General features: G+C 64.0%; 27 protein-coding genes and 1 riboswitch. Of the genes, 18 read left to right on the top strand and 9 right to left on the bottom strand.

Translation table 11 applies throughout. The annotated features are described in order from the left end of the window. Window positions 1–337 precede the first annotated feature (337 nt). On the top strand, window positions 338–715 hold the full coding sequence (gene panD, locus ACTHLA_RS01875) for an aspartate 1-decarboxylase (RefSeq protein ID WP_440184728.1): 378 nt from the start codon (window positions 338–340) through the stop codon (window positions 713–715). A gap of 240 nt (window positions 716–955) precedes the next feature. After that, a complete protein-coding gene (locus ACTHLA_RS01870) occupies window positions 956–2,827 on the top strand; it encodes a ribonucleoside-diphosphate reductase subunit alpha (protein ID WP_440184725.1) in 1,872 nt (623 codons plus the stop codon). A gap of 78 nt (window positions 2,828–2,905) precedes the next feature. Here the strand turns inward: ACTHLA_RS01870 and ACTHLA_RS01865 are convergent, their stop codons facing one another. Genes ACTHLA_RS01865 through ACTHLA_RS01855 form a run of 3 tightly spaced genes read right to left on the bottom strand, consistent with a single transcriptional unit; the run spans window position 2,906 to window position 4,266 of the window. Continuing rightward, complete coding sequence (locus ACTHLA_RS01865) at window positions 2,906–3,538, bottom strand: glutathione S-transferase family protein (RefSeq protein ID WP_440184722.1); 633 nt, start codon at window positions 3,536–3,538, stop codon at window positions 2,906–2,908. A 26-nt stretch (window positions 3,539–3,564) separates the two neighbouring features. After that, on the bottom strand, window positions 3,565–4,035 hold the full coding sequence (locus ACTHLA_RS01860; RefSeq protein ID WP_440184720.1) for a VOC family protein: 471 nt from the start codon (window positions 4,033–4,035) through the stop codon (window positions 3,565–3,567). A 12-nt stretch (window positions 4,036–4,047) separates the two neighbouring features. Then, the gene (locus tag ACTHLA_RS01855; RefSeq protein WP_440184717.1) at window positions 4,048–4,266 is read right to left on the bottom strand and encodes a zinc-finger domain-containing protein; all 219 of its coding nucleotides are present in this window, start codon (window positions 4,264–4,266) and stop codon (window positions 4,048–4,050) included. A gap of 126 nt (window positions 4,267–4,392) precedes the next feature. Continuing rightward, window positions 4,393–4,498, top strand: a riboswitch (SAM riboswitch). 49 nt (window positions 4,499–4,547) lie between these two features. Here ACTHLA_RS01855 and metX point away from each other — a divergent pair. The 4 genes from metX to ACTHLA_RS01835 all read left to right on the top strand — a co-directional run bounded on the left by metX (window position 4,548) and on the right by ACTHLA_RS01835 (window position 8,340). Further along, window positions 4,548–5,552, top strand: a complete 1,005-nt coding sequence (gene metX, locus ACTHLA_RS01850) for a homoserine O-succinyltransferase MetX (protein ID WP_440184714.1) — start codon at window positions 4,548–4,550, stop codon at window positions 5,550–5,552. Window positions 5,553–5,558: 6 nt separating this feature from the next. After that, complete coding sequence (metB, locus tag ACTHLA_RS01845) at window positions 5,559–6,728, top strand: cystathionine gamma-synthase (RefSeq protein ID WP_440184711.1); 1,170 nt, start codon at window positions 5,559–5,561, stop codon at window positions 6,726–6,728. A gap of 5 nt (window positions 6,729–6,733) precedes the next feature. After that, on the top strand, window positions 6,734–7,360 hold the full coding sequence (locus ACTHLA_RS01840) for an SAM-dependent methyltransferase (protein WP_440184709.1): 627 nt from the start codon (window positions 6,734–6,736) through the stop codon (window positions 7,358–7,360). 110 nt (window positions 7,361–7,470) lie between these two features. Continuing rightward, window positions 7,471–8,340 carry a hypothetical protein gene (locus ACTHLA_RS01835; protein ID WP_440184706.1) on the top strand — a complete coding sequence of 290 codons (870 nt, stop codon included), beginning with the start codon at window positions 7,471–7,473 and terminating at the stop codon, window positions 8,338–8,340. Here the strand turns inward: ACTHLA_RS01835 and ACTHLA_RS01830 are convergent. Together ACTHLA_RS01830 and acnB are read right to left on the bottom strand one after the other, a co-directional pair. After that, window positions 8,322–8,822 (bottom strand): CAP domain-containing protein, encoded by a 501-nt coding sequence (locus ACTHLA_RS01830; RefSeq protein WP_440184704.1) that lies wholly within the window; start codon window positions 8,820–8,822, stop codon window positions 8,322–8,324. The two genes, ACTHLA_RS01835 and ACTHLA_RS01830, sit on opposite strands and share 19 nt — an antisense overlap. Before the next feature lie 121 nt (window positions 8,823–8,943). Beyond that, window positions 8,944–11,529 (bottom strand): bifunctional aconitate hydratase 2/2-methylisocitrate dehydratase, encoded by a 2,586-nt coding sequence (gene acnB / locus ACTHLA_RS01825; protein WP_440184702.1) that lies wholly within the window; start codon window positions 11,527–11,529, stop codon window positions 8,944–8,946. Between the two features lie 168 nt (window positions 11,530–11,697). Between acnB and ACTHLA_RS01820 the strand changes: the two genes are divergently transcribed. The 3 genes from ACTHLA_RS01820 to ccmB are packed head-to-tail and all read left to right on the top strand — an operon-like array spanning window position 11,698 to window position 13,852. Beyond that, window positions 11,698–12,498, top strand: a complete 801-nt coding sequence (locus ACTHLA_RS01820) for a response regulator (protein WP_440184699.1) — start codon at window positions 11,698–11,700, stop codon at window positions 12,496–12,498. Window positions 12,499–12,552: 54 nt separating this feature from the next. Next, the gene (gene ccmA, locus ACTHLA_RS01815) at window positions 12,553–13,188 is read left to right on the top strand and encodes a heme ABC exporter ATP-binding protein CcmA (RefSeq protein ID WP_440184696.1); all 636 of its coding nucleotides are present in this window, start codon (window positions 12,553–12,555) and stop codon (window positions 13,186–13,188) included. Then, entirely contained in the window at window positions 13,181–13,852 is a 672-nt protein-coding gene (ccmB, locus tag ACTHLA_RS01810) for a heme exporter protein CcmB (RefSeq protein ID WP_440184694.1), read from the top strand. Before ccmA ends, ccmB begins: the two co-directional genes overlap by 8 nt. Here the strand turns inward: ccmB and ACTHLA_RS01805 are convergent. Next, window positions 13,849–14,142, bottom strand: coding sequence for a hypothetical protein (locus ACTHLA_RS01805; RefSeq protein ID WP_440184691.1), 294 nt, complete (start codon window positions 14,140–14,142; stop codon window positions 13,849–13,851). The genes ccmB and ACTHLA_RS01805 overlap by 4 nt on opposite strands. Window positions 14,143–14,272: 130 nt before the next feature. On the opposite strand from ACTHLA_RS01805, the gene ccmC reads away from it, so the two are divergent. The 4 genes from ccmC (at window position 14,273) to ACTHLA_RS01785 (ending at window position 16,284) form a co-directional block, all read left to right on the top strand. Then, window positions 14,273–14,974, top strand: coding sequence for a heme ABC transporter permease CcmC (gene ccmC / locus ACTHLA_RS01800; RefSeq protein ID WP_440184688.1), 702 nt, complete (start codon window positions 14,273–14,275; stop codon window positions 14,972–14,974). Window positions 14,975–14,990: 16 nt separating this feature from the next. After that, window positions 14,991–15,158: a heme exporter protein CcmD gene (gene ccmD / locus ACTHLA_RS01795; RefSeq protein WP_440184685.1), complete on the top strand. Its 168-nt coding sequence runs from the start codon at window positions 14,991–14,993 to the stop codon at window positions 15,156–15,158. Then, on the top strand, window positions 15,155–15,691 hold the full coding sequence (locus tag ACTHLA_RS01790) for a DsbE family thiol:disulfide interchange protein (protein WP_440184682.1): 537 nt from the start codon (window positions 15,155–15,157) through the stop codon (window positions 15,689–15,691). The genes ccmD and ACTHLA_RS01790 overlap by 4 nt, the downstream gene beginning before the upstream one ends. A gap of 116 nt (window positions 15,692–15,807) precedes the next feature. Beyond that, the gene (locus ACTHLA_RS01785; protein ID WP_440184680.1) at window positions 15,808–16,284 is read left to right on the top strand and encodes a VOC family protein; all 477 of its coding nucleotides are present in this window, start codon (window positions 15,808–15,810) and stop codon (window positions 16,282–16,284) included. A 180-nt stretch (window positions 16,285–16,464) separates the two neighbouring features. On the opposite strand, the gene ACTHLA_RS01780 is transcribed toward ACTHLA_RS01785, so the two are convergent. After that, window positions 16,465–16,671 (bottom strand): SlyX family protein, encoded by a 207-nt coding sequence (locus tag ACTHLA_RS01780; protein WP_440184677.1) that lies wholly within the window; start codon window positions 16,669–16,671, stop codon window positions 16,465–16,467. 12 nt (window positions 16,672–16,683) lie between these two features. After that, entirely contained in the window at window positions 16,684–17,547 is an 864-nt protein-coding gene (locus ACTHLA_RS01775; RefSeq protein ID WP_440184675.1) for a prephenate dehydratase, read from the bottom strand. 273 nt (window positions 17,548–17,820) lie between these two features. Here ACTHLA_RS01775 and ACTHLA_RS01770 point away from each other — a divergent pair, with 273 nt between their 5' ends. Then, on the top strand, window positions 17,821–18,489 hold the full coding sequence (locus ACTHLA_RS01770; protein WP_440184672.1) for a c-type cytochrome: 669 nt from the start codon (window positions 17,821–17,823) through the stop codon (window positions 18,487–18,489). Between the two features lie 86 nt (window positions 18,490–18,575). Here the strand turns inward: ACTHLA_RS01770 and ACTHLA_RS01765 are convergent, their stop codons facing one another. After that, window positions 18,576–19,988, bottom strand: a complete 1,413-nt coding sequence (locus ACTHLA_RS01765; RefSeq protein WP_440184670.1) for a helix-turn-helix domain-containing protein — start codon at window positions 19,986–19,988, stop codon at window positions 18,576–18,578. Between the two features lie 183 nt (window positions 19,989–20,171). Between ACTHLA_RS01765 and ACTHLA_RS01760 the strand changes: the two genes are divergently transcribed. The 4 genes from ACTHLA_RS01760 (at window position 20,172) to aceB (ending at window position 23,676) form a co-directional block, all read left to right on the top strand. Then, window positions 20,172–20,342 (top strand): hypothetical protein, encoded by a 171-nt coding sequence (locus tag ACTHLA_RS01760; protein ID WP_440184667.1) that lies wholly within the window; start codon window positions 20,172–20,174, stop codon window positions 20,340–20,342. 5 nt (window positions 20,343–20,347) lie between these two features. Then, window positions 20,348–21,637, top strand: a complete 1,290-nt coding sequence (aceA, locus tag ACTHLA_RS01755) for an isocitrate lyase (RefSeq protein ID WP_440184665.1) — start codon at window positions 20,348–20,350, stop codon at window positions 21,635–21,637. A 158-nt stretch (window positions 21,638–21,795) separates the two neighbouring features. Further along, the gene (locus tag ACTHLA_RS01750; RefSeq protein WP_440184663.1) at window positions 21,796–21,954 is read left to right on the top strand and encodes a hypothetical protein; all 159 of its coding nucleotides are present in this window, start codon (window positions 21,796–21,798) and stop codon (window positions 21,952–21,954) included. 150 nt (window positions 21,955–22,104) lie between these two features. Beyond that, on the top strand, window positions 22,105–23,676 hold the full coding sequence (aceB, locus tag ACTHLA_RS01745; protein WP_440184660.1) for a malate synthase A: 1,572 nt from the start codon (window positions 22,105–22,107) through the stop codon (window positions 23,674–23,676). Window positions 23,677–24,574 lie beyond the last annotated feature (898 nt).

The raw sequence follows: 24,574 nt of genomic DNA, 5'->3' as shown, positions 1-24,574 counted from the left end.
GCTTTGACGCGCAAGGCGCCCTGTAGCGCCATCCGATATGAATCGCGCCATTGCCAACCCTGTGCTTTTCCGTGTTTTCCGTGCTTTCCGTGGTTCAAATCTTAAGGCCCTGCTTACGTCGGTGGCTGCGCCCAAATTGCGTTACAAGAGAGGTTAGACCACGGAAAGCACGGAAAATACGGAAATCCATAGCGTTATGGATATAGGCGGGTTGAAAGATAAGCTTTGACGCGCAGGGCGCGCCGCAGCGCCATCCGCTATGAACCGCGCCATTGACAACCCTGTGCTTTTCCGTGTTTTCCGTGCTTTCCGTGGTTTAAACCTTAAGGCTCCCCCCATGCGTCAGTTGCTGCGTTCCAAAATCCACAACGCCTATGTCACCGAAGCGAACCTGGCCTATATCGGTTCGATCACCATCGACGAGGATCTGATGGACGCGGTCGGATTGTGGGAAGGCGAGCGCGTGCTGGTGGTGTCCAACACCTCGGGCGCGCGGCTGGAGACCTATGTGATCACCGGCGAACGCGGTTCGGGCAAGATCGCCATGAACGGCGCCGCCGCGCACCTGATCGCGGAATCGGAGCAGATCATCATCATGGGCTTTGAGCTGACGGATAAGCCGATTATCCCCAGTGTCGTGCTGGTGGACCGCCATAACAAACTTGACCGGTATTTAAGCGAAACCCCCGACACGATTCTTTCACAGAAATCGTGATTGGGGCGAAAAAGTGTCGCACTTTCGCAACCCCTTGAGCCGCTTGGCGAAAAGCAAAAATTAAGCTTTCATTTACGAAAAATCTTCACCACGACGGGCTTCCCCCCATTGACGATGAGCGGCCCTTATGTCCCCATATATCGGCGGACGGGGCGCTGCAGACACTAGATATAGTTGTTAACAGTCTCCTCCGAGCGGGCGCGGCGTAGCGCAAGGCTCCAGTATCAGGGTGAATGTACGATGTCTTTGAGTGAAGCGGCCAATCGTGTTGCTCCTGTCGCCCAAAAGGCGAATATGATGGTGCGTCCCAAGGCGCGGCCTGAGCTGAAGCTGCATCGCTCCGTGGTCACCGACCCGTCGCGCGACGCGCTTCTGACCGAATTCGGCAAGACGACGCTCGACGACCGCTATCTGATGCCGGGCGAGACCTATCAGGACATGTTCGCGCGCGTGGCGACCACCTTCGCCGACGACGCCGACCACGCCCAGCGCATCTATGACTATATTTCGCGCCTGTGGTTCATGCCGGCGACGCCGGTGCTGTCGAACGGCGGCGCGGCGCGCGGCCTGCCGATCTCCTGCTTCCTGAACGCGGTGCCGGACAATCTCGAAGGCATCGTCTCGACCTGGAACGAAAACGTCGCCCTGGCCTCGAACGGCGGCGGCATCGGCACCTATTGGGGCGGCGTGCGCTCGATCGGCGAAAAGGTCAAGGGCGCGGGCCAGACCTCGGGCATCATCCCGTTCATCCGCGTGATGGATTCGCTGACCCTGGCGATTTCGCAGGGCTCGCTGCGCCGTGGCTCGGCCGCCGTCTATATCGACATCTTCCACCCGGAGATCGAGGAGTTCCTCGAAATCCGCAAACCGTCGGGCGACTTCAACCGCAAATCGCTGAACCTGCACCACGGCATCGGCATCACCGACGAATTCATGGAGGCGGTGCGCGACGGCACGCCCTTCGCCCTGCGCTCGCCCAAGAACAACGAGGTGCTCCGCTATGTCGATGCGCGTTCGCTGTGGCAGAAGATTCTCGAAATCCGCCTGCAAACCGGCGAGCCGTACCTGATCTTCTCCGACACGGTCAACCGCGCCATGCCGCAGCACCAGCGCGAACTGGGCCTGAAGGTGCGTCAGTCGAACCTGTGTTCGGAAATCATGCTGCACACCGGCGTCGATCATCTGGGCCGCGACCGCACCGCCGTCTGCTGCCTGTCCTCGGTCAACGCCGAGACCTTCCTCGAATGGCGCGACGCGCCGGGCTTTATCGAGGACGTGATGCGCTTCCTCGACAATGTGCTGGAGGACTTCATCCAGCAGGCGCCCAATTCCATGGATTCGGCCATCTATTCGGCGATGCGCGAACGCTCGGTGGGCCTTGGCCTGATGGGTTTCCACTCCTTCCTGCAAAGCCAGGGCGTGGCGTTTGAATCGGCGATGGCCAAATCTTGGAACATGCGCCTGTTCAAGCATCTGCGCCGCGAGGCCGATAAGGCCAGCGTCAAGCTGGCCGAGGAACGCGGGCCGTGCCCCGACGCCGCCGACCGCGGCGTGATGGAGCGCTTCTCGCACAAGCTGGCCATCGCGCCGACCGCCTCGATCTCGATCATCTGCGGCGGAACCTCGGCGGGCATCGAGCCGATCCCGGCCAATATCTACACCCACAAGACCCTGTCCGGCTCGTTCGCGGTCAAGAACCCCTATCTGGTCGAGCTGTTGCAGGCCAAGGGCCAGGACACGTCCGAGGTCTGGGACTCCATCGTGCAGCACGAAGGCTCGGTGCAGCATCTCGACTTCCTCAATGAGGACGAAAAGTCGGTGTTCAAGACCGCCTTCGAGATCGACCAGCGCTGGGTGGTCGAACTGGCCGCCGACCGCACGCCGGAAATCTGCCAGTCGCAGTCGCTCAACATCTTCCTGCCCGGCGACGTCGATAAGTGGGATCTGCACATGCTGCACTGGACGGCGTGGGAGCAGGGGCTGAAATCGCTCTATTATCTGCGCTCCAAATCCGTGCAGCGCGCCGCCCACGCCGGCTCCGAAGCGCGCGAATCCGTCGAAAAGATGGAAACGCCCAAGACCGACTACGAGGAATGCCTGGCCTGTCAGTGACCGGCCGTCACCCTTCCGAATGATCAAGGGGAAGGCCCGCCGGCCTTCCCCTTTTGCCGTTAAGATCGGCCGTCTCGGTCACGCCCACAACCCGGCCTTCGTCCGGTCCATTGCCGTAAAGAAGGCTTGCGCTTCGATGCGGGCCAGCCATTGGCGGACGTGCTCGAACGGGGTGAGATCGACGCCGCCTTCGGGGGCGTGGGCGACGTAAGAATAGCAGGCGAGGTCGGCCAGGGTCAGACGGTCGGCGACCAGCCAGACCGAACCGCGCAGGATTTCGTCCATGACATGCAGGAAGTCGTGGGCGATCTGGTGCGCGGCGTCGATATCCTGCGGCGCCTTGAAGATGTTGATGCGCCGCGCCGCCGCGAGGCCAAAGGCGATCGGGCCGGAGGTCTTGCCCAGCCACGCCATGACATGCGCGAAGTCCGCCGGATCGCGCGGCAAAAGCGCGCCGTCGTCATAGGTCAGGGCCAGATAGGTCATGATGGCGATGGAGTCCCAGACCACCACGCCGTTATCGTCGATCACCGGCACCTGACCGAACGGATTAAGCGCCAGAAATTCCGGCGTCTTCTGCTCCTTGGCGGCCAAATTGACCTCGATGCGCTCATAGGGCAGGTCGAGCGCGCGCAGAAGCAGCTCGACGCGGTGGGCATTGCCCGACAGGCGCATGGCGTAGAATTTGATCGGGGTCTGAGGCCGTTGCATGAGTCTTCCCTCCGACGGCCGCGCCGTCACCAGCTTCCGGTATTGATCATCGACGCCCACGGCTGGGCGGGCGCGAGCGCGAGCGCGGGGCCTTTTTGCAGAAGCTCGACCGATATGCCGTCGGGCGAGCGCACGAAGGCCATCTGACCGTCGCGCGGCGGGCGGTTGATGCTTACGCCCATAGCGGCCAGATGGCGGCACAGGGCGTAGATGTCATCGACCTCATAGGCCAGATGGCCGAAATTGCGTCCGCCGCTATAGGTTTCCGCCACGCCGTTTTCGTCCGGCCAGTTCCAGGTCAGCTCGACCTCGGCCTGACCGCGCAGGCCGTCGTGCGCGCCAAGATGCGCGTCCTCGTCCGCCGACAGGAAGATCAGGCTGTAGCGGCCCTGTTCGCTGTCGTGGCGGCGGACCTGACGCAGACCCAGGCCTTCGCAGAAGAAACGCAAGGCCGCGTCCAGGTCATTGACGCGGATCATGGCGTGCAGAAAACGCATCCGGCGGCGGCCTTAGTGGTCGCCTTCGGGACGCGGCGAGGGATCGGCGTATTCGTGGGCGTGATCTCTGTGGACGAATTTGCGGTCGCAATAGCCGCATTCGACCACGCCGTCCTCACCCAGCTCGTAATAGGTCAGCGGGTGACCCAGCGCGCCGCCGCCGCCATTGCAGGCGACCTTGTGCGTCTCGACATAAATGACTTCGGGGGGCGGAATCAGGGCATCGCTCATGGCGGCGCAAACCTCTACTTGCAAACGTCCGTTTCTCCTTAATCGACAACGCCCGGCCCGGCAAGACGGGGTGCGCGGTTTTGGCGGCCTCTTGACGCAAATGCGAAATTGCGCGCATAAGCGGAACACTCATCGAGACCAGCCGAGGGACAGGCCCGACGACGCTGGGGCAACCGCTGCGACGCAGTATGGTGCCAACTCCTACGGGGCTCATTTCCCCGAAAGATGAGAGACGCGAAGTCCGGGCGAGTCCTCGTCCGTCGGTCTCTCGACTGGTGTCGATGTCATCTGAATCAGAGACGATTATGAACGCCATTACGCCCAATGCGCCCGACCTTATCGGGACCGATATCACCGCCGTCCTGCCCGCCGATTTCCGCCTGCAAAGCGGGCAGAGGCTGGAGCAGAAGGACGTCGTGGCGCGGCTTTACGGGCCGAAGGACGGGCCGGTGGTGGTGGCGGCGGGCGGCATTTCCGCCGGGCGCGTGCTGTTCGCCAAGGAGGATTCGACCGAGACGGCGCCCGGATGGTGGGAAGGCGTGGCCGGTCCTGGCGAGGCGCTGGACCTCAACCGCTTCCGCGTTCTGTCCATCGAATTCGCGCCGCGCCTGCCCGCGTTGCGCGTCTATACCATCTCGACCCACGATCAGGCGCGGCTGGTGAAGCTGCTGCTCGACCAGATCGGGGTTGAGCGGATCTACAGCTTTATTGGCGCGTCGTATGGGGCGATGATCGGGCTGGCCTTCGCCGAGCTTTACCCCGATGCGGTCGAGCGTTTGTGCGTCATCTCGGCGGCGCATCGCGCGCACCCGATGGCGACGGCGTTCCGCGGGCTGCAAAGGCGGCTGCTCAAGTTCGGCGCCGAGAACGGCAAGCCCGCCGAAGGGATTTCGCTGGCGCGGCAACTGGCCATGACCACCTACCGCTCCGACGCCGAGTTCGCCGAGCGCTTCGACGGGCCGCCGCCGGAGGAGGCTGGCGGGAACTATACGGTGTGCGGCTATTTGCGCGCGCGCGGAGACGCCTATGCGGCCACCGACGTCAATCGCTGGATCTCGATGTCGGACAGTCTGGACCGCCACCGCGTCGATCCGAAAAAGATTAAGGCGAAGGTGTTTCTGGCCGCCGTGCCGACCGACCGACTGGTGCCGTATGACGATATGAAACTGCTGCACGAGCAACTGGCCGACAGCGTGTTCATCGACTTCCCCTCGCTTTACGGGCACGACGCTTTCCTGAAGGAAATCAATCTTGTGTCCGAAATTGTCCGCACTTCCTTAGCGTAAAGAGCCATGACCAAGGACTATCTCAAAGACGCCGCCCTTGCCACCAAGGCCGTCAATATCGGCGTGGACGCTGACCCGACGCATGGCGCGGTCATGCCGCCGCTTTACCTGACCACCAACTATTCGTTCGCGGGCTTTGGCGAGAAGCGCGGCTATGACTATGCGCGCTCCGGCAATCCGACGCGCGACGTGATCGCCGAGGTGATCGCCGAATTGGAAGGCGGGGCGGGCGCAGTGATGACGGCGTCGGGTCTGGCGGCGCTCGACCTGCTGTGGCAGGACTTGCCCGGAAACAAGCGCGTCGTGGTTCCGCACGACTGTTACGGCGGCACGCAGCGGCTGTTGAATGCGCGGCACAGGCAGGGGATTATTGATCTTGTCTATGTCGATCAGGGCGATGACGCGGCCATCAAGGCGGCCCTGTCCGAGCCGACGGCCCTGTTGCTGCTGGAGACGCCGTCCAATCCGCTGATGCGGCTGGTCGATCTCGAAAAGCTGATCGCGATGGGCCATAAGGCCGGGGCGAAGGTGGCGGTGGACAACACCTTTCTGTCGCCCGCCCTGCAGAACCCGATTAAGTTCGGGGCCGATTTCGTCGTCCATTCGACGACCAAATATATCAATGGCCACTCCGACGTCATCGGCGGGGCGCTGGTCTGCACGACGCCGGAGGATGTCGTCGCCTATCGCTGGTGGGCCAATTGCCTGGGCTCGACCCCGGCGGCGTTCGATTCCTACATGACGCTGCGCGGGGTGCGCACCTTGTTCGTGCGTCTGCGTCAGCAGCAGGAGAGCGCGCAGGCGATTGCCGAGTATCTGGCCGCGCACCCCATGGTGGCGGTCGTGCATTATCCGGGCCTGGCATCGCACCCGCAGCATGAGCTGGCCAAACGCCAGCAAAAGGGCTTCGGCGCCATGATGAGCTTTGAGCTGAAGGGCGGGCTTGCGGCGGTCAAGACCCTGCTGGCCCGTATTGAATTGTTTTCGCTGGCGGAATCGCTGGGCGGGGTGGAGAGTCTGATCGTGCATCCGGGCAGCATGACCCACGCGGCCATGTCGCCGGAAGCGCAGGCGACGGCGGGCATTACCGAGGGACTGTTGCGCCTGTCCATCGGACTTGAGGACAAGGACGATCTGATCGGGGCGCTGGACCGCGGCCTCAACACGATAGGATAAGAACGATGGGCGAGGCAGAGACACGCATCACACAGGACTTCTGGAACGCGCGCTACGACACGCCGGACTATATTTTCGGCACGGCGCCCAGCGCCTTTCTGCGCGATTACGCGGCGCTGATCCCGCCGCGCAGCCAAATCTTCCTGCCCGCCGACGGCGAGGGCCGCAACGGCGTCTATCTGGCGCAGCTCGGCCATCAGGTCGCAGCGGTGGACTATGCCGAAAACGGCGTCGCAAAGGCGCGCAGACTGGCCGCTGAGGCGGGCGTAACGCTCGATATGCGTCAGGCCAATCTCAAGGGCTATGACTGGCCGGAAGCCGCCTATGACGCCATCGCCGCCATCTTCATCCAGTTCGCATCGCCCGATTTCCGCGCCGAAATCTTCGCCGGGATGACGCGCGCGGTGACGCCCGGCGGGCTGATCCTGCTGCACGGCTATACGCCCAAACAGCTCGATTACGGCACGGGCGGGCCGTCGGAGGTCGACAAGCTCTATATCGAAGACCTGCTGCGCGACGCCTTCGCCGACATGGATATCCTGACGCTGAAAGCTTACGAGGCCGAACTGGACGAAGGTCCGGCTCATAGCGGGCGCTCGGCCCTGATCGACCTGATCGCGCGCCGTCCCTGACGGGACCGGTCGGACCGGCAAAGATTAACAAAAATTTAATCCGGGGCTTGCCAAGGTCATATATTGCGTTGCAGGATAATCGCTTCTGCAACCACATGGCTGAGGGCGACATGCTGAAACACCTGCTTCTGGCGACATCTGTACTGGTTCTTGTGGCGTCGCCCGCCGTGGCGAAGACGAAGAAGCCTGCGCAACCTGCGCCTGTGGCCGCCAACGCCATCGTGCAGGCCGAGCAGGATTTCGCCGCCTTCACCGCGACGCACGGCCATGACAAAGGGTTTTTCGCCTGGTCCACGCCCGACGCGCTGAGCTTTGAACCGGCGCCGGTGAAGATTCACGCGCAACTGGCCGACAGGCAGGCCGAACCGGACGCCGCCTCGACCCTGACATGGTGGCCGTCGCGCACCGGCATGGCCAGTTCCGGCGATCTCGGCTACGATCTCGGCGGCTGGACCGACGGGGACAAGGCGGGCTGGTTCCTGACCGTGTGGCAAAAACAGGCCGATGGTTCGTGGAAATGGATCATCGACACGACGGCGGGGACGGCGGACGCCGCCTCCCTGCCCGCCAGGACCGCGCTGGGCGGCGATATTCCGCCCTTTGCGCAGAGCGACAGCCCGAAAACCGCCTGGGACGAGCTGAACGCCGCCGACGGCGCGCTCGATAAGGCGCTGGCGACGCAGGACGCCAACACCGCCTATACCGGCTATCTGACGCCGATCTCCAACGTGCTGAGCGACAGCGCCGCGCCTGCGACCACGCCGGACGCCGTGGCGGCGGCGCTGGCGGCGCGCCCCGCCGGTCTGACCTGGAGCCTCGGCGCGACCACCCCGTCGGTGGCGGGCGATTTCGGGACGACCTGGGGGCAGGCCGCCGACGCCAGCGGCGTCAAGGGCTATTATGTCCGCGTCTGGCGCAAGGACAAGGCCGAGCCGACCGGCTGGCGCATCGTGATGGACCTCTATCGTCCGGCGAGCTGATCCCGACGCGGCCCCGGCATGGCGAAAACCTGCGTCCAGTAAGCGCGGTAGCCGCGCGTCGCCGCATCGCCCGCGCCGTCCACCACCGCAATGCCGGTCTCGCGATAGGCGCAGGTCAAGATATTGGCGCGGTGGCCGGGACTGTTCATCCAGGTGGCGACCGCGTCGCGCGGATCGTCGCTGTTGGCGGTGATGTTCTCGCCGACCATCTGATAAGCGTAGCCCTCGGCCTGTACGCGCGCGCCCGGCGTCGAGCCGTCCGGGTCATTGTGCGAAAAGACGTGGGTATGCGCCATGCTGCGGCTCTGGCGTTCGGCGGCGGCGGTCAGGCGCGCATCAAAGCGCAGGGGCTGACAGCCATGCTCGGCGCGCGCCGCATTGATCAGGTCCAGCGCCTCGAACGCGGCGCGGCTGGGTTGCGCCATGGCGGCGGACGCCGCCAGCATGGGTGCGATCAGACAGACAGGCAACAGGATACGCATGGGACACCGCCATCACAGACACTGCCGTGATGTCAGCCGCAAATCCTGAATCAAATATGAAAACGCCGGTTCAGAAGTCCGAACCGGCGTTCACATTTATCTTGACGACGCAGGGGTTCGCTTAGGCGGATACCGTATCGGCCACCGTCTTATAGTCTTCGATCTGGTCGAAATTCATGTAGCGATAGATCGTATCGCCGGACGCATTCACCACGCCCATCTCCGACTGATATTCGGAAAGGCTCGGAATGCGGCCCAGCTTGGAGGCGATGGCCGCCAGCTCCGCCGAGGCGAGGAAGACGTTGGAATTCTTGCCCAGACGATTGGGGAAGTTGCGCGTCGAGGTCGAGACGACCGTGGCGCCTTCGCGCACCTGCGCCTGATTGCCCATGCACAGGGAGCAGCCCGGCATTTCCATACGCGCCCCGGCGCCGCCCAGCGTGTTGTAATGGCCTTCCTTGCTCAGTTCCGCCGCGTCCATCTTGGTCGGCGGCGCCACCCACAGACGGGTCGGAATGTCCTTCTTGTCCTTGAGCAGCAGCGAGGCGGCGCGGAAATGGCCGATATTGGTCATGCACGAGCCGATAAACACCTCGTCAATCTGTGTGCCAGCGACGTCCGACAAAAGGCGCGCGTCGTCCGGGTCGTTCGGGGCGCACAGGATCGGCTCCTTGACTTCATCGAGATTGATCTCAATGACGGCGGCGTAGTCGGCGTCCCTGTCGGCTTCGAGCAACTTCGGATCGGCCAGCCACGCCTCCATCGCCTGAATACGGCGCGACAGCGTGCGCGCGTCCTGATAGCCGTCGGCGATCATATTCTTCATCAGCACGATGTTCGAGGTCATGTACTCGATGATCGGCTCCTTGTTGAGCTTGACCGTGCAGCCCGCCGCCGAGCGTTCGGCGGAGGCGTCGGTCAGCTCGAACGCCTGTTCGACCTTGAGGTCCGGCAGGCCCTCGATCTCCAGCACGCGGCCGGAGAAGATATTGACCTTGCCCGCCTTGGCGACGGTCAGCAGGCCCTGCTGGATGGCGTAATAGGGGATGGCGTGGACCAGATCGCGTAAGGTTATGCCGGGCTGCATCGCGCCGGTGAAGCGCACCAGCACCGATTCCGGCATATCGAGCGGCATGACGCCGGTGGCCGCCGCGAAGGCGACAAGGCCGGAGCCCGCCGGGAACGAAATCCCGATCGGGAAACGGGTGTGCGAATCGCCGCCGGTGCCGACCGTGTCGGGCAGCAGCAGGCGGTTGAGCCACGAATGGATCACGCCGTCACCGGGGCGCAGGGACACGCCGCCGCGATTGGCGATAAAGGCGGGCAGTTCGCGGTGCGTCTTGACATCGACGGGCTTGGGATAGGCGGCGGTGTGGCAGAAGGACTGCATGACCAGGTCCGCCGAGAAGCCGAGACAGGCCAGGTCTTTCAACTCATCGCGCGTCATCGGACCGGTGGTGTCCTGCGACCCCACGGTCGTCATTTTCGGCTCGCAATAGGTTCCGGGGCGGATGCCCTGACCTTCGGGCAGGCCGCAGGCGCGACCGACCATCTTCTGCGCCAGGGTGAATCCCTTGCCGGTGTCGGCGGGCTGGGCCGGCAGGCGGAAGGTGGTGGAGGCGGGCAGGTTCAGGAACTCGCGCGCCCGCGCCGTCAGGCCGCGACCGATGATCAGATTGATGCGGCCCCCGGCGCGCACCTCGTCGAGCAGGACCGGGCTTTTCAGCGCGAATTCCGCAATCGTCGCGCCGTCCTTTTCGACCTTGCCGTCATAGGGGTAGATGTCGATGACATCGCCCATGTCGAGCGCCGAGACATCGACCTCGATCGGCAGGGCGCCAGAATCTTCCTGGGTGTTGAAGAAGATCGGCGCGATCTTGCCGCCCAGAGTGACGCCGCCGAAGCGCTTGTTCGGCACGAAGGGGATGTCCGCACCCGTAGCCCAGATGACCGAATTGGTCGCCGATTTGCGCGACGAGCCGGTGCCGACCACATCGCCGACATAGGCGACGAGATGGCCCTTTGCCTTGAGGTCTTCGATGAACTGGATCGGGCCGCGCTTGCCGTCTTCTTCCGGCGTAATGCCGGGGCGGGCGTTCTTCAGCATGGCCAGATAGTGCAGCGGAATGTCCGGGCGCGACCAGGCGTCCGGCGCGGGCGACAGATCGTCCGTATTGGTTTCGCCGCTGACCTTGAACACGGTGACGGTGATCTTTTGCGCAACTTCCGGGCGCGAGGTGAACCATTCGGCCTCGGCCCAGGACTGGATCACGGCCTTGGCGTTCGCGTTACCCGCCTTGGCCAGTTCGGCGACGTCATGGAAGAAGTCGAACATCAGAAGCGTCTTCTTCAACGCCTCCGCGGCGATCTGACCGACGACCGGATCGGCCAGCAGGTCGATCAAGGGCTTAACATTATAGCCGCCCACCATGGTCCCCAAAAGTTCAGTCGCCTTTTCGCGGCTGATCAGGGCGACCGCGAAATCGCCGTGCGCGACGGCTGACAGGAAGGAGGCCTTGACCTGCGCCGCGTCATCGACGCCGGGCGGCACGCGATGCGTGATCAGGTCCAGCAAAAACGCCTCTTCGCCTGCGGGCGGGGCCTTGATCAGCTCGATGACCTCGGCGGTCTGCTGCGCGCTCAGCGGCAGGGGCGGAATGCCGAGGGCGGCGCGTTCGGCGGCGTGTTCGCGATAGGCTTGCAACATGGATCGGACCTTTTCGGGTATGTGGCGGCAGGCTTTTTGGCGGTCCCATATCGCAGTTGCGATGAAAATGACAGGTCGCGACGGCAAAAAAGAAGGCCGCCATAAACCCGGCCTTAATCGAATGGGGCTTAGCCTCTTGCGCGACCGACCACCCGCGACCGGAATTCCATGGACCTGACCGCCCTCATTCTGGAAGACAGCGCCACGCAGGCCCAGATCATCGGGCGTATGCTGGAGGCGGACGGCTGGCATTACATCCATTGCGAAACCGTGCGCGAAGCCTCCGAGGCGCTGGCGGTCATGGAGGTTCACGCCCTGCTGCTCGACATCTATGTCGGCCAGCACAATTCGCTTCTGCATATCGAGCGCTTCAAGAGCATGGCCAGGGGCGCGCCGATGATCTTCATGTCGGCGGGCGGCGGCGGTTCGGGCGCGATGGAGACCTTAAGCGCAGCGCGTAAGGCGGGGGCCGCCTATGTGCTGCAAAAGCCGTTCACGCCGGGAACCTTACGCGGCATTATGGGCGCCATCGAGCAGGACCGGCTGAAAGGCCGCAAGCGCCCGCACGCCCTTGTCATCGACGATTCGCGCACGGTGCGCAAAATGCTGGTCAACAGCTTCAAGAGCGCCGACTATCGCGTGTCGGAGGCCGACAGCATGGAGGCCGCCTTCGCCGATTGCGACATCGCCCACGTCGATCTGGCCGTGTGCGACATCTTCATGCCGGGCATGGGCGGGGTGCAGGGCATGGCCATGCTGCGTCAGGCCTGGCCGCGCATCGGCATCATCGCCATGTCGGCGGGCATGGACGGCAAGATGAACGAGGCGCAGGCTCTGGAAGCCGCCGCGCGCGTCGGCGCCGATTCCTGCATCGCCAAGCCGTTCACCGCCCAGGCCCTGCTGATGCGCGCCGAAAGCGTGCTGGCCGCCAAACAGATGGCGCAGGCGAAGGCGGGCGAACTCGCCTGACCGGAAAAGCTGTCTGACTGGAAAAGCCGCCCGGCTTGGCTTATGCGTGTGTCCATGCGCCTGATCATCGACTCTCTGCGCCTGCGCAAAGGCTATAACCGGCTGGTGGACGGACTGGACCTCGTCCTGTCGCCGGGCGAGGCCCTGAGCCTGTCGGGCGAGAACGGCGTCGGCAAGACGACCCTGCTGCGCGCCATTGCAGGCTTTGCGCCGCCCGATGGCGGAACGATCCGCTTCGAGCGGGACGGCGCGCCGCTGGAGGCCGAGGTCGCGCAAGCGCGCCGGATCCACTATCTCGGCCATCACGACGCCCTGTCGCCATCGCGCACCGTGGCGCAGGAGCTGCGCTTTCAGGCCGACTGGCTGGGCGGCGAGGTCGCCGGGCTGGAGGCGTTAAATCTGGCGGCGCTGAAGCTGGCGCCGCTGATGGACCTGGACACGCGCTATTTATCCGCCGGTCAGAAGCGGCGTTTAAGCTGCGCGCGGCTGTTGCTAGCGAAGCGGCCCTTATGGCTGCTGGATGAGCCGATGGCGCCGCTCGACGCCGGGCATCGCGATCTGCTGGCCGGACTGATGCAGGCGCATCTGGCGCAGGGCGGGTCGATCATCGCCGCCGTGCATGATCCGCTGCCGTTTGCGACGCGCAGCTTGCGCCTGACGCGGCCCCAAATGGAGCGCGCCGATGCTTAAGGCGGCTTTGGGGGCGGCTTTGGCGCTGTTGCGGCGCGATCTGGGGCTGTCGCTGACGCGCGGCGGCGGGCCTTTGCTGGCGGCGGGCTTTTACCTGACCCTGACCGCGATGGTCCCGTTAAGCCTCGGCCCAGATCCGACCATACTGACGCGCATCGCGCCGGGTCTGGCCTGGCTGGCCCTGGCCCTGAGCAGCCTGATGGCGCTGGAGCGCCTGTTCGAGCGCGACTATGAGGACGGACTGTTCGACCTGTTGCGGCAGGGGCCTTTGCCGCTCGAAGCCGTGGCGCTGGTCAAGATTGCGGCGCAGTGGCTGGGGTCAGGGCTGATTCTGGCGATCATGACGCCGGGGATCATGCTGGTGCTGGGCGGGCGGCTCGACATGGCGCTCAACGGGCTTTTGGCGGCGCTGCTCGGCTCGCTGAGTTTTGCGCTGATCGGCGGCGTCGGCGCGGCGCTGGCTCTGGGAACGCGCAAGGGCGGGGCCCTGATGGCGCTGCTGGTGCTGCCGTTTTACGCGCCGCCGGTGATTTTCGGCGCGGCCCTGATGGCGGGCGGCGCCGCGCACCTGCAGGCTCTGGCCTTTCTGGCCGCCTATGCGCTGTTCGCCCTGGCGCTCGGCCCCGTCGCCATGGGCGCGGCGCTCAGGCACGGCCTGTCTTAAAAAACGCCGCGTTTCAGCCGGTGGACACGGTAGCTGGAATGGCGTCCGGCCTCCTGACGACCGAGGCGCTGGCGCGCGATCAGATGCGCGGCGGCCATCATCAGGGTCAGGCTCCCCAGCAGGGCGGCGGCGGTCAGGCTGCGCGCCACGCCGTGCAATATGGTGAAACTGGCGCCCGCCATGATCAGCGCGGCCAGCCACGCCGCCCAGCGGCAGCCCGCGCGCAGGCCGCAATGATAGAGCGCAAAGACAATTGCGGCCAGAACGACCGGAACCGTGAGCGTTATCAAGGCTCATCCTCCCGTAACCCACGGAAAGCCTAGCACAAACGGATCAGAAATCTGTTAACGGACAAACCGCTTGCCCGTATGGGCCAAAGCCCCTATCCCTAGGGGGCAAGGTAACCCTATCGCCGGTCGGATGATCAACTTTCTCGCCAATCCCGAACGCTTCAGCCGCGTGACGCGGCCCTTGCGGCCATGGCTCGCGGGGCTGTTCGCGGTGGTGCTGGTCTGGGGGCTTTATCTGGCCTTCGCCTCGCCGGAAGATTATCAGCAGGGCGATACGGTGCGCATCATGTACATCCATGTGCCGTCGGCATGGATGGGGCTGATGGTGTACGGCCTGATGGGCGTCGCCTCGTTCTTCGGCCTGATCTTCCGGCATGCGCTGGCCGACGCGGCGGCCAAGGCGATGGCGCCGATCGGGGCGGTGTTCACCGGCCTTGCCCTGATCACCGGCGCCCTGTGGGGCTGGCCGATGTGGGGGACGCCGTGGCAGTGGGACGGTCGCATGACCTCCGAACTGGTGCTGTTCCTGTTCTACATCGCCTATATCGCCCTGCATGCCTCCATCGAGGACGAGACGCGCGCGGCGCGCATGTGCGCGATCCTGGCCCTGGTCGGGCTGGTCAACCTGCCGATTGTGCATTTTTCCGTGCTGTGGTGGAACGGGCTGCATCAGGGCAACCGCATCGAAACGACCGGCGCGATCCTGTGGCCTTTGTTCGTCATGGTGGCGGCGTGGCATCTGCTGTTCGCCTGGCTGTTTCTGGTGCGCATCGACGCCGAGATTCTGGAGCGCCGCTATCGCGCCCTGCGCGCCAGACTGAGTTATCAGTGAGCCGGAAGTTGAAAACATGATGACGCTCGATCTCGACATGGGCAAATACGCCGTCTTCGTCTGGGGCAGCTATGGCGTGACCTTCGCAGCGCTTTCGGCGCTGGTCGTCCTATCGCTGCGCGCGCAGGCGGTCCGGCGCAGGAAGCTTGAGGCCCTGCAGCAGGCGGTGGAGGATAAGCGATGACCCCGACGTCACTGAAGCGTCTGCTTTACGCCCTGCCCCTGATCCTGTTCGTCGGCGTGCTGGCCGTGCTGGCCTACTATAATTTCCACAAAAAGGCGCAATACGAGCCGCGCGCCATGGTCGGCAAGTCCGTGCCGACAGTGGTGCTGGACGATGTGCAGGGCGGGCCGTCCTCCGACCTGAAAAGCCTGCTGGCCGGTCACAGCAAGCCGGTTCTGGTCAATGTCTTCGCCTCGTGGTGCGTGCCGTGTCAGGCCGAAAATCCGCAACTGATGGCGCTGAAAGCGAAGGGGGTGACCATCATCGGCGTGGCGTGGAAGGATAAGCCGCAGGACACGCTCAACTTTCTGGCCCAGCACGACAATCCGTATGTCAAGACGCTGAGCGATCCGAACGGCGACATGGCGCTGGACCTGGGCATTTCCGGCGTCCCGGAGACCTTCATCGTCGCGCCCGACGGGACCATCACCGACAAGATCACCGGCCCGATCGTGCCGGACACGCTCGATTCGGTGCTGAAGGAAGTGCAGTAAAGCGTCAGCGTGTCGGACCCGTTACAAACCGCGGGCGCGCGAATCCGCCCGTTCCTGCTGCCATTTACCGACAGCGTGGCGGCGCAGTCTGATCGGAACACAGCAGGAGACGCATCATGAAAGCCAGGAACACAATCTGCCTCTGGTACAAGGACGACGCCGAAGCGGCGGCGAACTTCTACGCTCAGACCTTTCCCGACAGTCAGGTGACCGGCGTTTTTCGCGCCCCGACGGATTTTCCCGGCGGCAAGGCTGGTCAGGTGCTGACCGTCGAATTCACGGTCTGCGGCGTTCCCTGCATGGGGCTGAACGGCGGCGATGTGTTTCATCACAGCGAGGCCTTCTCCTTCCAGATCGCCACCGACACGCAGGAGGAGACCGACCGCTATTGGGACGCTATCGTCGGCAATGGCGGTCAGGCAAGCGACTGTGGCTGGTGCAAGGACAAATGGGGCCTGTCGTGGCAGATCACGCCGCGCGCCCTGACCGACGCGATGGCGCAGGGCGGCGCGGTCGCGCAGCGGGCGTTCGCCGCCATGATGACCATGCAGAAGATCGACATCGCGAAGATCGAGGCGGCGGTGCGGGGTTAGGATTGACCTTTGATACGCGCCAGGCTTGATGCGGCGCCGCTTATGGAGGCGGCGTAAGGTTTATCCACAGATTACACAGATGTTCAAGGCGACTTCACGCTACCGCTATCGGCGGAAATGGCCGCTATGCGCCCCTATGCCATGAGCGCTTTGCGCTCGTCGTCCACGCCCAATATGTCGCTAATAATGCGGCGGCGTGGTCGCCGGGGCGGCTTCGGTTGTGCGCTCCTCAAGGCCGAACAGGCGCTCGCTCAACGTGCGCAGCGAATTGCCCATGCGGTCGAGCGTCTTCCACTGCTGGGCAAGCTGTTCGGACAGTTCGTCGATCGTCTTCTGCTGGTGGGCGACGATTTCTTCCAGCTGCGCGATGCGGTCCTGATCGTTCATGGCTGGCCCCCCTTATTGCTGGCCTGCTGACTGGCGGAACGGGTCCATCGGATAGGTGCCGAGCATTTCGACATCGACGGCGAAGAAGCGCAGCTCCTCCAGCGCGCGTTGCAGCGGCGGATCAGATGGGCGCCCGACGACATCGCAATAGAACATGGTCGAGGCGAAGCGTCCGTTCTCGATATAGGATTCCAGCTTGGTCATATTGACGCCATTGGTGGCGAAGCCGCCCAGCGCCTTATAGAGCGCGGCGGGGATGTTCTTTACGCGGAAGACGAAGCTGGTCATGCAGGGCGCGTCTTCGGGCGGCGCCGCAGCGCGCTCGGCGGAGGTCAGCACCAGGAAGCGCGTGGTGTTATGGCGCGCATCCTCCATATTGCGGCGCAGGATTTTCAGGCCGTACAATTCCGCCGAGACTTCCGGGGCGATGGCGGCGCGGTCCGGTTCGCGCGTCTGGGCCAGCGCCCGCGCGGCGCCCGCCGTATCGTGGAAGACCTCGGCGGTGATGTTCAATTCTCGGAGGGCGATCCGGCATTGCAGCAGCGCCATGGCGTGCGAGGCGGCGACCTTGATATCCTCCAGCTTCGCTTCCGGCACGGCCATCAGCATCATCTCGATGGGTAAGAAGCGCTCGCCGATGATTTTCAGCCCCGAATGCGGCAGCAGGTGATGCACGTCCGAGACGCGGCCCGCCACGGAATTCTCAACCGGAATCATGCCCAGTTCGCACGCGCCCGACGCCACGGCGGCGAAGGCGGCCTCGAAGGTCGGATACGGCGTCGGCGCATGATCGGGGAACCAGCGCCGCGACGCCTGATGGCTGAAGGCTCCGGGTTCGCCCTGGAAAGCGATCTTGCGCGGCGTGTCGGGGGTCATGTCGGCCTCAAATCAGCGAGGGAAAACGCCCCGCATATACGTTTTTGATCGGTTGCGGGAGGGGAAAAACGCGCGCCGCCCTGGCTTCGACGCGCGCATGGTGCGACGATTCGCCGCGCCTGCGGCGCTTTTGCCGCCTGCCCCCAAAAGGCGTCTTGCGTCTTCGGCGGGGCCGTGTCACACAAGGACCGACAAGATAACGCCATAATATAGGCGCTGCGGCGACGTCGCAGACGCGGGCGTGAGGAAACACGATAAGGGGTAGCCGAGCCGATGAGCGGTGATCTGCAGGGTAACAAGATTTTGGGCGCCGTGCTGGCGGCGGGTCTGGTCATCATGGTGGTGAAGATCGGTTCCGGCTATATTTACGAACAGAAGCCGCCCGCCAAGCCGGGCTATTTCATCGACGTGCCGGTGACGGAGGCCAGCGGCGGCGAGGCCGCGCCGGTCGATACGCCGCCCGATTGGGGCACGGTGCTGCCCGCCGCAGACGTCGCCGCGGGCGAAAAGGTCTTCGTCAAGTGCGAGGCCTGCCACAACAATGCTCAGGGCGGTCCCAACATGACCGGCCCGAATCTGTGGGGCGTGGTCGGCCGTCCGACCGCATCGCATCCGGGCTTCGACTATTCCGACGGCATGAAGGCGCACGCCAAGGAAAGCCCCAACTGGTCGTATGATCAGATCTACATGTTCCTCGGCGGCCCGCAAAAATGGGTCAAGGGGACTAAGATGACCTTTATCGGCGTCAAGAAGCCCGAAGACCGCATCAATCTGATCGCTTACCTGCGTTCGCAGGGCTCGTCCGGCTATCCGATCCCGGCGCCCAAGCCTGCGGGCGCGGCGACCTCGGCGGCGGCGACGCCTGCGGGAACGCCCGCCACCGCTTCGGCCCCGGCGGCCAGTGCGGCGGTCCCCGCCGACGCCAAGGCGGCGGCGAAATAGGCTCAAACCTGCGTCCGAACGGCCAAAGGCCGTCGTCCGTGGTTAAATCCCTTACGGAGTCGGCTTCATCTGCGGATAGGTTCGTCCTAAAACGGAAACGCCGTCACGCCCTTGATCCATTCGTCGACGTTCAGCGTCTTCACGGCGGGCGGGGCGGCGCGTTCGACACAGTTGGGCCGTTCGCACAGGCGGCACATCGGCCCGGTATGCACGGCGTTCGGCGCGTTCAGGTCGAGGCCCTGCGCATAGACCAGCCGCCCGGCATGTTTCAGTTCGCAGCCGAGGCCGATGGCCTGATCGGCATAGACGCCGCCCGCATAGCCGCGTCCTGAGCGCTCCAGGGTGCGCGAAACGGTGAAATAGCGCGCGCCGTCCGGCGTTTCGATCACCTGGGTCAGGATGCGGCCCGGCGTCTGAAACGCCTGATGCAGGTTCCAGCGCGGGCAGGCGCCGCCATAGCGCGAAAACGGAAACGGCCCGGCGGAAAAGCGCTTGGAGACATTGCCCGCGCAGTCGATGCGCATCAGAAAGAAGGGAACGCCGCGCGCCCCCGGCCGCGACAGGGTGGTCAGGCGCTGCGCCGCCTGCTCGAACGACGCCTCGAACGGGGCGCGCACCAGGTCGATATCGTAGCCGGTCTGTTCGGCCTCGCGCAGGAAGCGGCCATAGGGCATCAGGACGGCGGCGGCCAGATAGTTGAGCAGGGCGATCTTGTAGAGCCGCGCCGAGGCCAGGTCCGGCGCGCGCGCGGCCTCGACCATCGCGGCGATCTCGGCGCCATGTTCGGACAGGGCCAGTTGATAGGCGACCGCAAAACGCCGCGACGAGGCGCCGAGGCTTTCGGAAATCATCAGCCGCCGCCGGTGCGGATCGTAGCGGCGCTGATAGATCATCATCACCTGGGCGGGCATCAGGCGGATATCGACGCCGTGGCGCGCCGACAAACGCTGCGCCGCCGCCGCCTCCAGCGTGTGCGGATCATTGCTCAGGCTCTCGAACAGCGCTTCGCCGAGGTCGTCGAGATCGGGAAAGAAGTTGTGATGGCTCTGGATGCGGTCGCGCACCCAGTCGCTGGGCGACTCCTCGACCCTGTCCTCCGGCGGACGGGCCTCCAGCGCGTCGCGTTTGCGCCGCTCCTGATAGGCGCGGTAAAGCCGCGTCACCGCCTCGGCGGCCATGGGCGAGGACGCCGCCAGATCGGAGATTTCCCGGCGCGGCAGGCGTAAGTCCTTGAACAAAGGATCGGCGAAGATTTCGACCAGATCGGCCTCGCCCGACGGCTCGGACTCGTCGGTGAAGCTGCGCAGATCAAGATCATAGGTCGCGGCCAGTTTCAGCAGCACCTGCGCGGTCACCGGGCGCTGATTGCGCTCCAGATGATTGAGGTAGGAGGGCGAGACGCCAAGGTCCGCCGCCATCTGCGTCTGGGTCAGGTTCAGGTCGTAGCGCAGCCGCTTCAGCCGCCCGCCCAGAAACAGTTTTCGTTCCAGATCCGCCATGCGCGCCTCCAGGCCGCGTCATTAAGCCATCCTGACATTAAGTCACAAATTTACAAAACTTACAATGTCGTCTTTTTCCAAATGACGCGGTTTGCACGGCTGATAAGCTTCTAATTCCTGCATTTAAAGCGCTTAATGCTGTCACACCCAACGACGCCACCGCGTCGGGAAAGGAGACAGATTATGACAAATTCACCCATATCTACACCTCAACCGCCCCAGGATGCGGCATTTTACGCTGTCTCCTTTGGCCTGTGGGGCGGCGCGATCAGCCTGTTCACCCCCGGCCTGCTGCGCGCCCTGCGCACCGACGCCGCCCCGCAACCGACCTCCCCATCGCCTTCAGAAGGATGATCCCCATGACCACGTTCCGCGATCTTGTCCCCCATGCGCCGCAAGGCCGCTTCGACGGGATAATGCGACCCTATACGCCCGATGAGGTTCTGGCCCTGCGCGGCTCGCTGACCATCGAACAGACCCTGGCGACGCGCGGCGCAAACCGTCTGTGGGCCTTGCTGCGCGACGAGCCCTTCATCAACGCCCTGGGCGCCATGACGGGCAATCAGGCCATGCAGATGGTGCGCGCCGGGCTGAAGGCCATTTATCTCTCCGGCTGGCAGGTGGCGGCGGACGCCAACACCGCCTCGGCCATGTACCCGGACCAGTCGCTGTACCCTGCCAACGCCGCGCCGGAACTGTGCCGCCGCATCAACCGCACCCTGCAACGCGCCGATCAGATCGAGCACAGCGAAGGCGGCAGCCAACGCGACTGGTTCGCGCCGATCGTCGCCGATGCCGAGGCCGGTTTCGGCGGCCCGCTCAACGCTTTCGAGATCATGAAGGCCTTTATCGAGGCGGGCGCGGCGGGCGTGCATTTCGAGGATCAGCTCGCTTCGGAAAAGAAGTGCGGCCACCTGGGCGGCAAGGTGCTGATCCCGACTCAGGCGCATGAGCGCACCCTGACCGCCGCGCGGCTGGCCGCCGACGTGATGGGAACGCCGACCCTGACCATCGCCCGCACCGATGCGGAGTCGGCGCAACTGATCACCTCGGACATCGACGAGCGCGACCATCCGTTCATCGACCGCAGCGACCGCACCGTGGAGGGCTTTTACCGCCTCAAACCCGGCACGGGCCTCGACCACTGCATCGCGCGCGGCATCGCCTATGCCGATTACGCCGACCTGTTGTGGTGGGAGACCTCGCACCCGGACCTTGACGATGCGCGCAAGTTCGCGGAAGCCGTCCACAAGGTCCATCCGGGCAAGCTCCTGGCCTATAACTGCTCGCCTTCGTTCAACTGGAAGGCCAAGCTGGACGACGCCACCATCGCCAAATTCCAGCGCGAGCTGGGCGCCATGGGCTACAAGTTCCAGTTCGTCACCCTGGCGGGCTTCCACGCGCTCAACAACGGCATGTTCGAGCTGGCCGACGGCTATCGCGACCGCGGCATGGCCGCCTATTCGGAGCTGCAACAGCGCGAATTCGCCAATGAGGCGCGCGGCTACACCGCCACCCGCCACCAGCGCGAGGTCGGCACCGGCTATTTCGACAAGGTCGCCCTGACCCTGAGCGCAGGCCGGTCCTCGACCACCGCCATGAAGGAATCCACCGAAGCGGCTCAATTTCATTCCGTTGCCGCTGAATAGCGGCAACGGGTTCAAACGCCACGTAGGCTTACGCGCAAACGTGCGCGGCGGCCAGTCGGCCTTGCCAAGGGCTACGCCCTTGGAGGGCGGCCCCCTACAGGAGAACCACTAGGGAAACCAGCAATCGCGACGCCATCATCGCCTACTGCCTGGCGCCTTTGAACCTCAACCCCGACGCTGAGGCGATGCGCGAAACCCGTCGCCGCCTCGACCACGCGCTCAAGACCTTCCAGTCGCAGATCGCGCGGCCCGTTTCGGTCGATTTCTCGCGCATGCCCGCGCTCGTCATCAACGAAGCCGCCCACGGCTACGAATAGCCCCGCTCCCCCCCTCTCCCCTCAGACGAGGGGAGAGGACGGGAAACAAGCCGCGTCAGCGGCGCAGGTGACCGGGTGAGGGGCGCGGTTGCCGTTCCCGCTAAACCTTCTTACATCAAAGGAACCGCTCACATGCCTTTGGACGCGCCCATGCCGCTGCCCCACATCCACGCCCCCGTCACCGGACGCATGGCCGAGATCCTGACCCCGGAGGCGCTCGGCTTTCTGGCCGATCTGCACCGCCGCTTTGAGCCGAAGCGCCAGCAGCGCCTGACGGTGCGCCGCGCGCGGCAGTCGGGCTTCGATTCCGGCCTCCTGCCCGACTTCCTGCCCGAAGCGGCGGAGGTCCGCGCCGCCGACTGGAGCATTGCGCCGATCCCCGCCGACCTGATGGACCGCCGCGTCGAGATCACCGGCCCGGTCGATCGCAAGATGATCATCAATGCGCTCAATTCCGGCGCCAAAGTCTTCATGGCCGATTTCGAGGACGCCAATTCCCCGACCTTCGCCAACTGCATCGACGGCCAGATCAATCTGAAAGACCGCTGGGAAGGCCGCCTCGACCATACCGACCCAAGCACTGGCAAGGCCTACCGGCTCGGCGCCAACCCCGCCGTGCTGAAGGTGCGCCCGCGCGGCTGGCGGCTGGACGAACGCCACGTCACGGTCGATGGCCAGCCCATGTCGGGCGCCCTGTTCGATTTCGGCCTCTACATGTTCCACTGCGCCAAACTGAGTCTGGCGCACGGCTCCGGGCCTTACTTCTACCTGCCCAAGCTGGAGAACCATCTGGAGGCGCGGCTGTGGAACGAGGTCATCGTGTTCGCGCAAGGCTGGCTCGGTCTGCCGCACGGGACGGTCAAGGCGACCGTGCTGATCGAGACCCTGCCCGCCGCCTTCGAGATGGACGAGATCCTGTTCGAGCTGAAGGACCACATTGTCGGCCTGAACTGCGGGCGCTGGGACTATATTTTCAGCTTCATCAAGACCTTCGCCGAAAACCCGGCCTTCGTGACCCCCGACCGGTCGAAAATGACGATGGGCGAAGCCTTCCTGAACGCCTATTCGCTGCGCCTGATCCAGACCTGCCACCGTCGCGGCGCGTTTGCGATGGGCGGCATGGCGGCGCAGATTCCGGTCAAGAACGACCCCGAAGCCAACGCCATCGCCTTCGCCAAGGTGCGCGCCGATAAGGAGCGCGAAGCCTCGAACGGCCATGACGGCACCTGGGTCGCCCATCCCGACCTCGTGCCGGTGGCGATGGAGGTGTTCGACCGGCTGATGCCGGGGCCGAACCAGCTCCATATCCTGCGCGAGGACCATATCCTGCGCGAGGATGTGACGACGACGCAGGCCGACCTGCTGCGCCTGCACGACGGCGCGCGCACCGAAGCGGGCCTGCGCGAAAACATCCGCGTCGGCGTGCAATATATCGAGGCGTGGCTGCGCGGCAAAGGCGCCGTGCCGCTTTACAATCTGATGGAGGACGCCGCCACGGCGGAGATTTCGCGCACCCAGGTCTGGCAATGGATTCGCCACGCCGCCAAGCTCGACGACGGGCGCACGGTGACCAGGGACATGGTTCTGGCCCTGATCGACGAGGAGACGCAGCCCTTTTCAGGCGGTCGCTTCAACGAAGCGCGCGCCCTGTTCACCGACCTGGCCACCGCCGCGCACTGCCGCGACTTCCTGACCGTACCGGCCTACGCGGCGCTCGACTGACCCAGTAGCGCCGCCAGCCTTCCTCCAAAAGCGCCCCCAACGCGCTCTGAGCAGGGATTTAACCACGGACGACGGCCTTTGGCCGTCTTCACGGATCGCCGCTGACGCGGCGTACACGGACGAAAAGGAGAGCGCGGACGGCGCAGCGCCTTCACTTATCTACATGGCTAAAAATGTAATTATTTATGTGAATTTTACCCCATGTGGATTTCCATATATTTGGCGATAGATTTATTTGACACCTGGTATAACTGCGGTATGCGGCCTGGAGCATACTCAACCGCGTCCTAGCGACAATCAATTATACAAAATACATACAGCCGTGATTTCGGAACGCGCCAGCTTTAATTTGCGGACACACTAGACAGGCCCCGGATGTGCGAATATGACTCGTTGATATCACAAGCGGAGGGCGAAAAAATGAGCCCATGGTTTTCTAGGCGGAAAAGGCTTCTCTTTGGCCTAGGTTTTTTTCCCGTGAGCTGGCAAGGCTGGGCAATTATTCTACTTTATATTGTGGCTTGTTGCTTGATACGATTTGAGGCGCCTGCGCATACTTGGATCGTATTATGCGCGATTGCCGGTCTAACCGCCGCACTTTTCGCGTTGATGACGCTCAAGTCCAAATAATACCGGCATCAATGGAAATATCTCCGGCTTTTAAACTGTATTTCTTGCTCTTTTTTTTCTTTACGCTGACCGCTGCGGCACACCGTCAGACGTATTTATGGCGCGTCGTGACGCGACGCTAAAGTCTTCTAGCCCATCTAATTCACGGTAGGGGCAAAACGATGCAGCGGGTGTAGCGTAAAGCTTTGTTTTGGAATAGATTCTGGTTGTCGAAGCCTAAATCATTTCCAATACAGCCAAGGCCACACCCGCCATGGACCAAGATACC

Origin of the sequence: Asticcacaulis sp., from assembly GCF_051956075.1 — a bacterium.
In the GTDB taxonomy this organism is placed as follows: Bacteria; Pseudomonadota; Alphaproteobacteria; order Caulobacterales; family Caulobacteraceae; genus Asticcacaulis.
Note: the sequence above shows the minus strand (reverse complement) of the source record. Positions and strands in the feature narration are given on the sequence as shown.

Excerpts from the sequence above, each read along its gene's own strand:
- ACTHLA_RS01820 (WP_440184699.1), top strand. The coding sequence starts at position 11,698 with ATGGACCTGACCGCCCTCATTCTGGAAGACAGCGCCACGCAGGCCCAG.
- aceB (WP_440184660.1), top strand. The coding sequence starts at position 22,105 with ATGCCGCTGCCCCACATCCACGCCCCCGTCACCGGACGCATGGCCGAG.
- aceA (WP_440184665.1), top strand. The coding sequence starts at position 20,348 with ATGACCACGTTCCGCGATCTTGTCCCCCATGCGCCGCAAGGCCGCTTC.
- ccmB (WP_440184694.1), top strand. The coding sequence starts at position 13,181 with ATGCTTAAGGCGGCTTTGGGGGCGGCTTTGGCGCTGTTGCGGCGCGAT.
- ACTHLA_RS01840 (WP_440184709.1), top strand. The coding sequence starts at position 6,734 with ATGGGCGAGGCAGAGACACGCATCACACAGGACTTCTGGAACGCGCGC.
- metX (WP_440184714.1), top strand. The coding sequence starts at position 4,548 with ATGTCATCTGAATCAGAGACGATTATGAACGCCATTACGCCCAATGCG.
- ACTHLA_RS01770 (WP_440184672.1), top strand. The coding sequence starts at position 17,821 with ATGAGCGGTGATCTGCAGGGTAACAAGATTTTGGGCGCCGTGCTGGCG.
- ACTHLA_RS01860 (WP_440184720.1), bottom strand. The coding sequence starts at position 4,035 with ATGCGTTTTCTGCACGCCATGATCCGCGTCAATGACCTGGACGCGGCC.
- metB (WP_440184711.1), top strand. The coding sequence starts at position 5,559 with ATGACCAAGGACTATCTCAAAGACGCCGCCCTTGCCACCAAGGCCGTC.
- ACTHLA_RS01865 (WP_440184722.1), bottom strand. The coding sequence starts at position 3,538 with ATGCAACGGCCTCAGACCCCGATCAAATTCTACGCCATGCGCCTGTCG.
- ACTHLA_RS01835 (WP_440184706.1), top strand. The coding sequence starts at position 7,471 with ATGCTGAAACACCTGCTTCTGGCGACATCTGTACTGGTTCTTGTGGCG.
- ACTHLA_RS01785 (WP_440184680.1), top strand. The coding sequence starts at position 15,808 with ATGAAAGCCAGGAACACAATCTGCCTCTGGTACAAGGACGACGCCGAA.
- ccmD (WP_440184685.1), top strand. The coding sequence starts at position 14,991 with ATGATGACGCTCGATCTCGACATGGGCAAATACGCCGTCTTCGTCTGG.
- ACTHLA_RS01775 (WP_440184675.1), bottom strand. The coding sequence starts at position 17,547 with ATGACCCCCGACACGCCGCGCAAGATCGCTTTCCAGGGCGAACCCGGA.
- ACTHLA_RS01760 (WP_440184667.1), top strand. The coding sequence starts at position 20,172 with ATGACAAATTCACCCATATCTACACCTCAACCGCCCCAGGATGCGGCA.
- ACTHLA_RS01780 (WP_440184677.1), bottom strand. The coding sequence starts at position 16,671 with ATGAACGATCAGGACCGCATCGCGCAGCTGGAAGAAATCGTCGCCCAC.
- acnB (WP_440184702.1), bottom strand. The coding sequence starts at position 11,529 with ATGTTGCAAGCCTATCGCGAACACGCCGCCGAACGCGCCGCCCTCGGC.
- ccmA (WP_440184696.1), top strand. The coding sequence starts at position 12,553 with ATGCGCCTGATCATCGACTCTCTGCGCCTGCGCAAAGGCTATAACCGG.
- ACTHLA_RS01765 (WP_440184670.1), bottom strand. The coding sequence starts at position 19,988 with ATGGCGGATCTGGAACGAAAACTGTTTCTGGGCGGGCGGCTGAAGCGG.
- panD (WP_440184728.1), top strand. The coding sequence starts at position 338 with ATGCGTCAGTTGCTGCGTTCCAAAATCCACAACGCCTATGTCACCGAA.
- ACTHLA_RS01790 (WP_440184682.1), top strand. The coding sequence starts at position 15,155 with ATGACCCCGACGTCACTGAAGCGTCTGCTTTACGCCCTGCCCCTGATC.
- ACTHLA_RS01870 (WP_440184725.1), top strand. The coding sequence starts at position 956 with ATGTCTTTGAGTGAAGCGGCCAATCGTGTTGCTCCTGTCGCCCAAAAG.
- ACTHLA_RS01855 (WP_440184717.1), bottom strand. The coding sequence starts at position 4,266 with ATGAGCGATGCCCTGATTCCGCCCCCCGAAGTCATTTATGTCGAGACG.
- ccmC (WP_440184688.1), top strand. The coding sequence starts at position 14,273 with ATGATCAACTTTCTCGCCAATCCCGAACGCTTCAGCCGCGTGACGCGG.
- ACTHLA_RS01830 (WP_440184704.1), bottom strand. The coding sequence starts at position 8,822 with ATGCGTATCCTGTTGCCTGTCTGTCTGATCGCACCCATGCTGGCGGCG.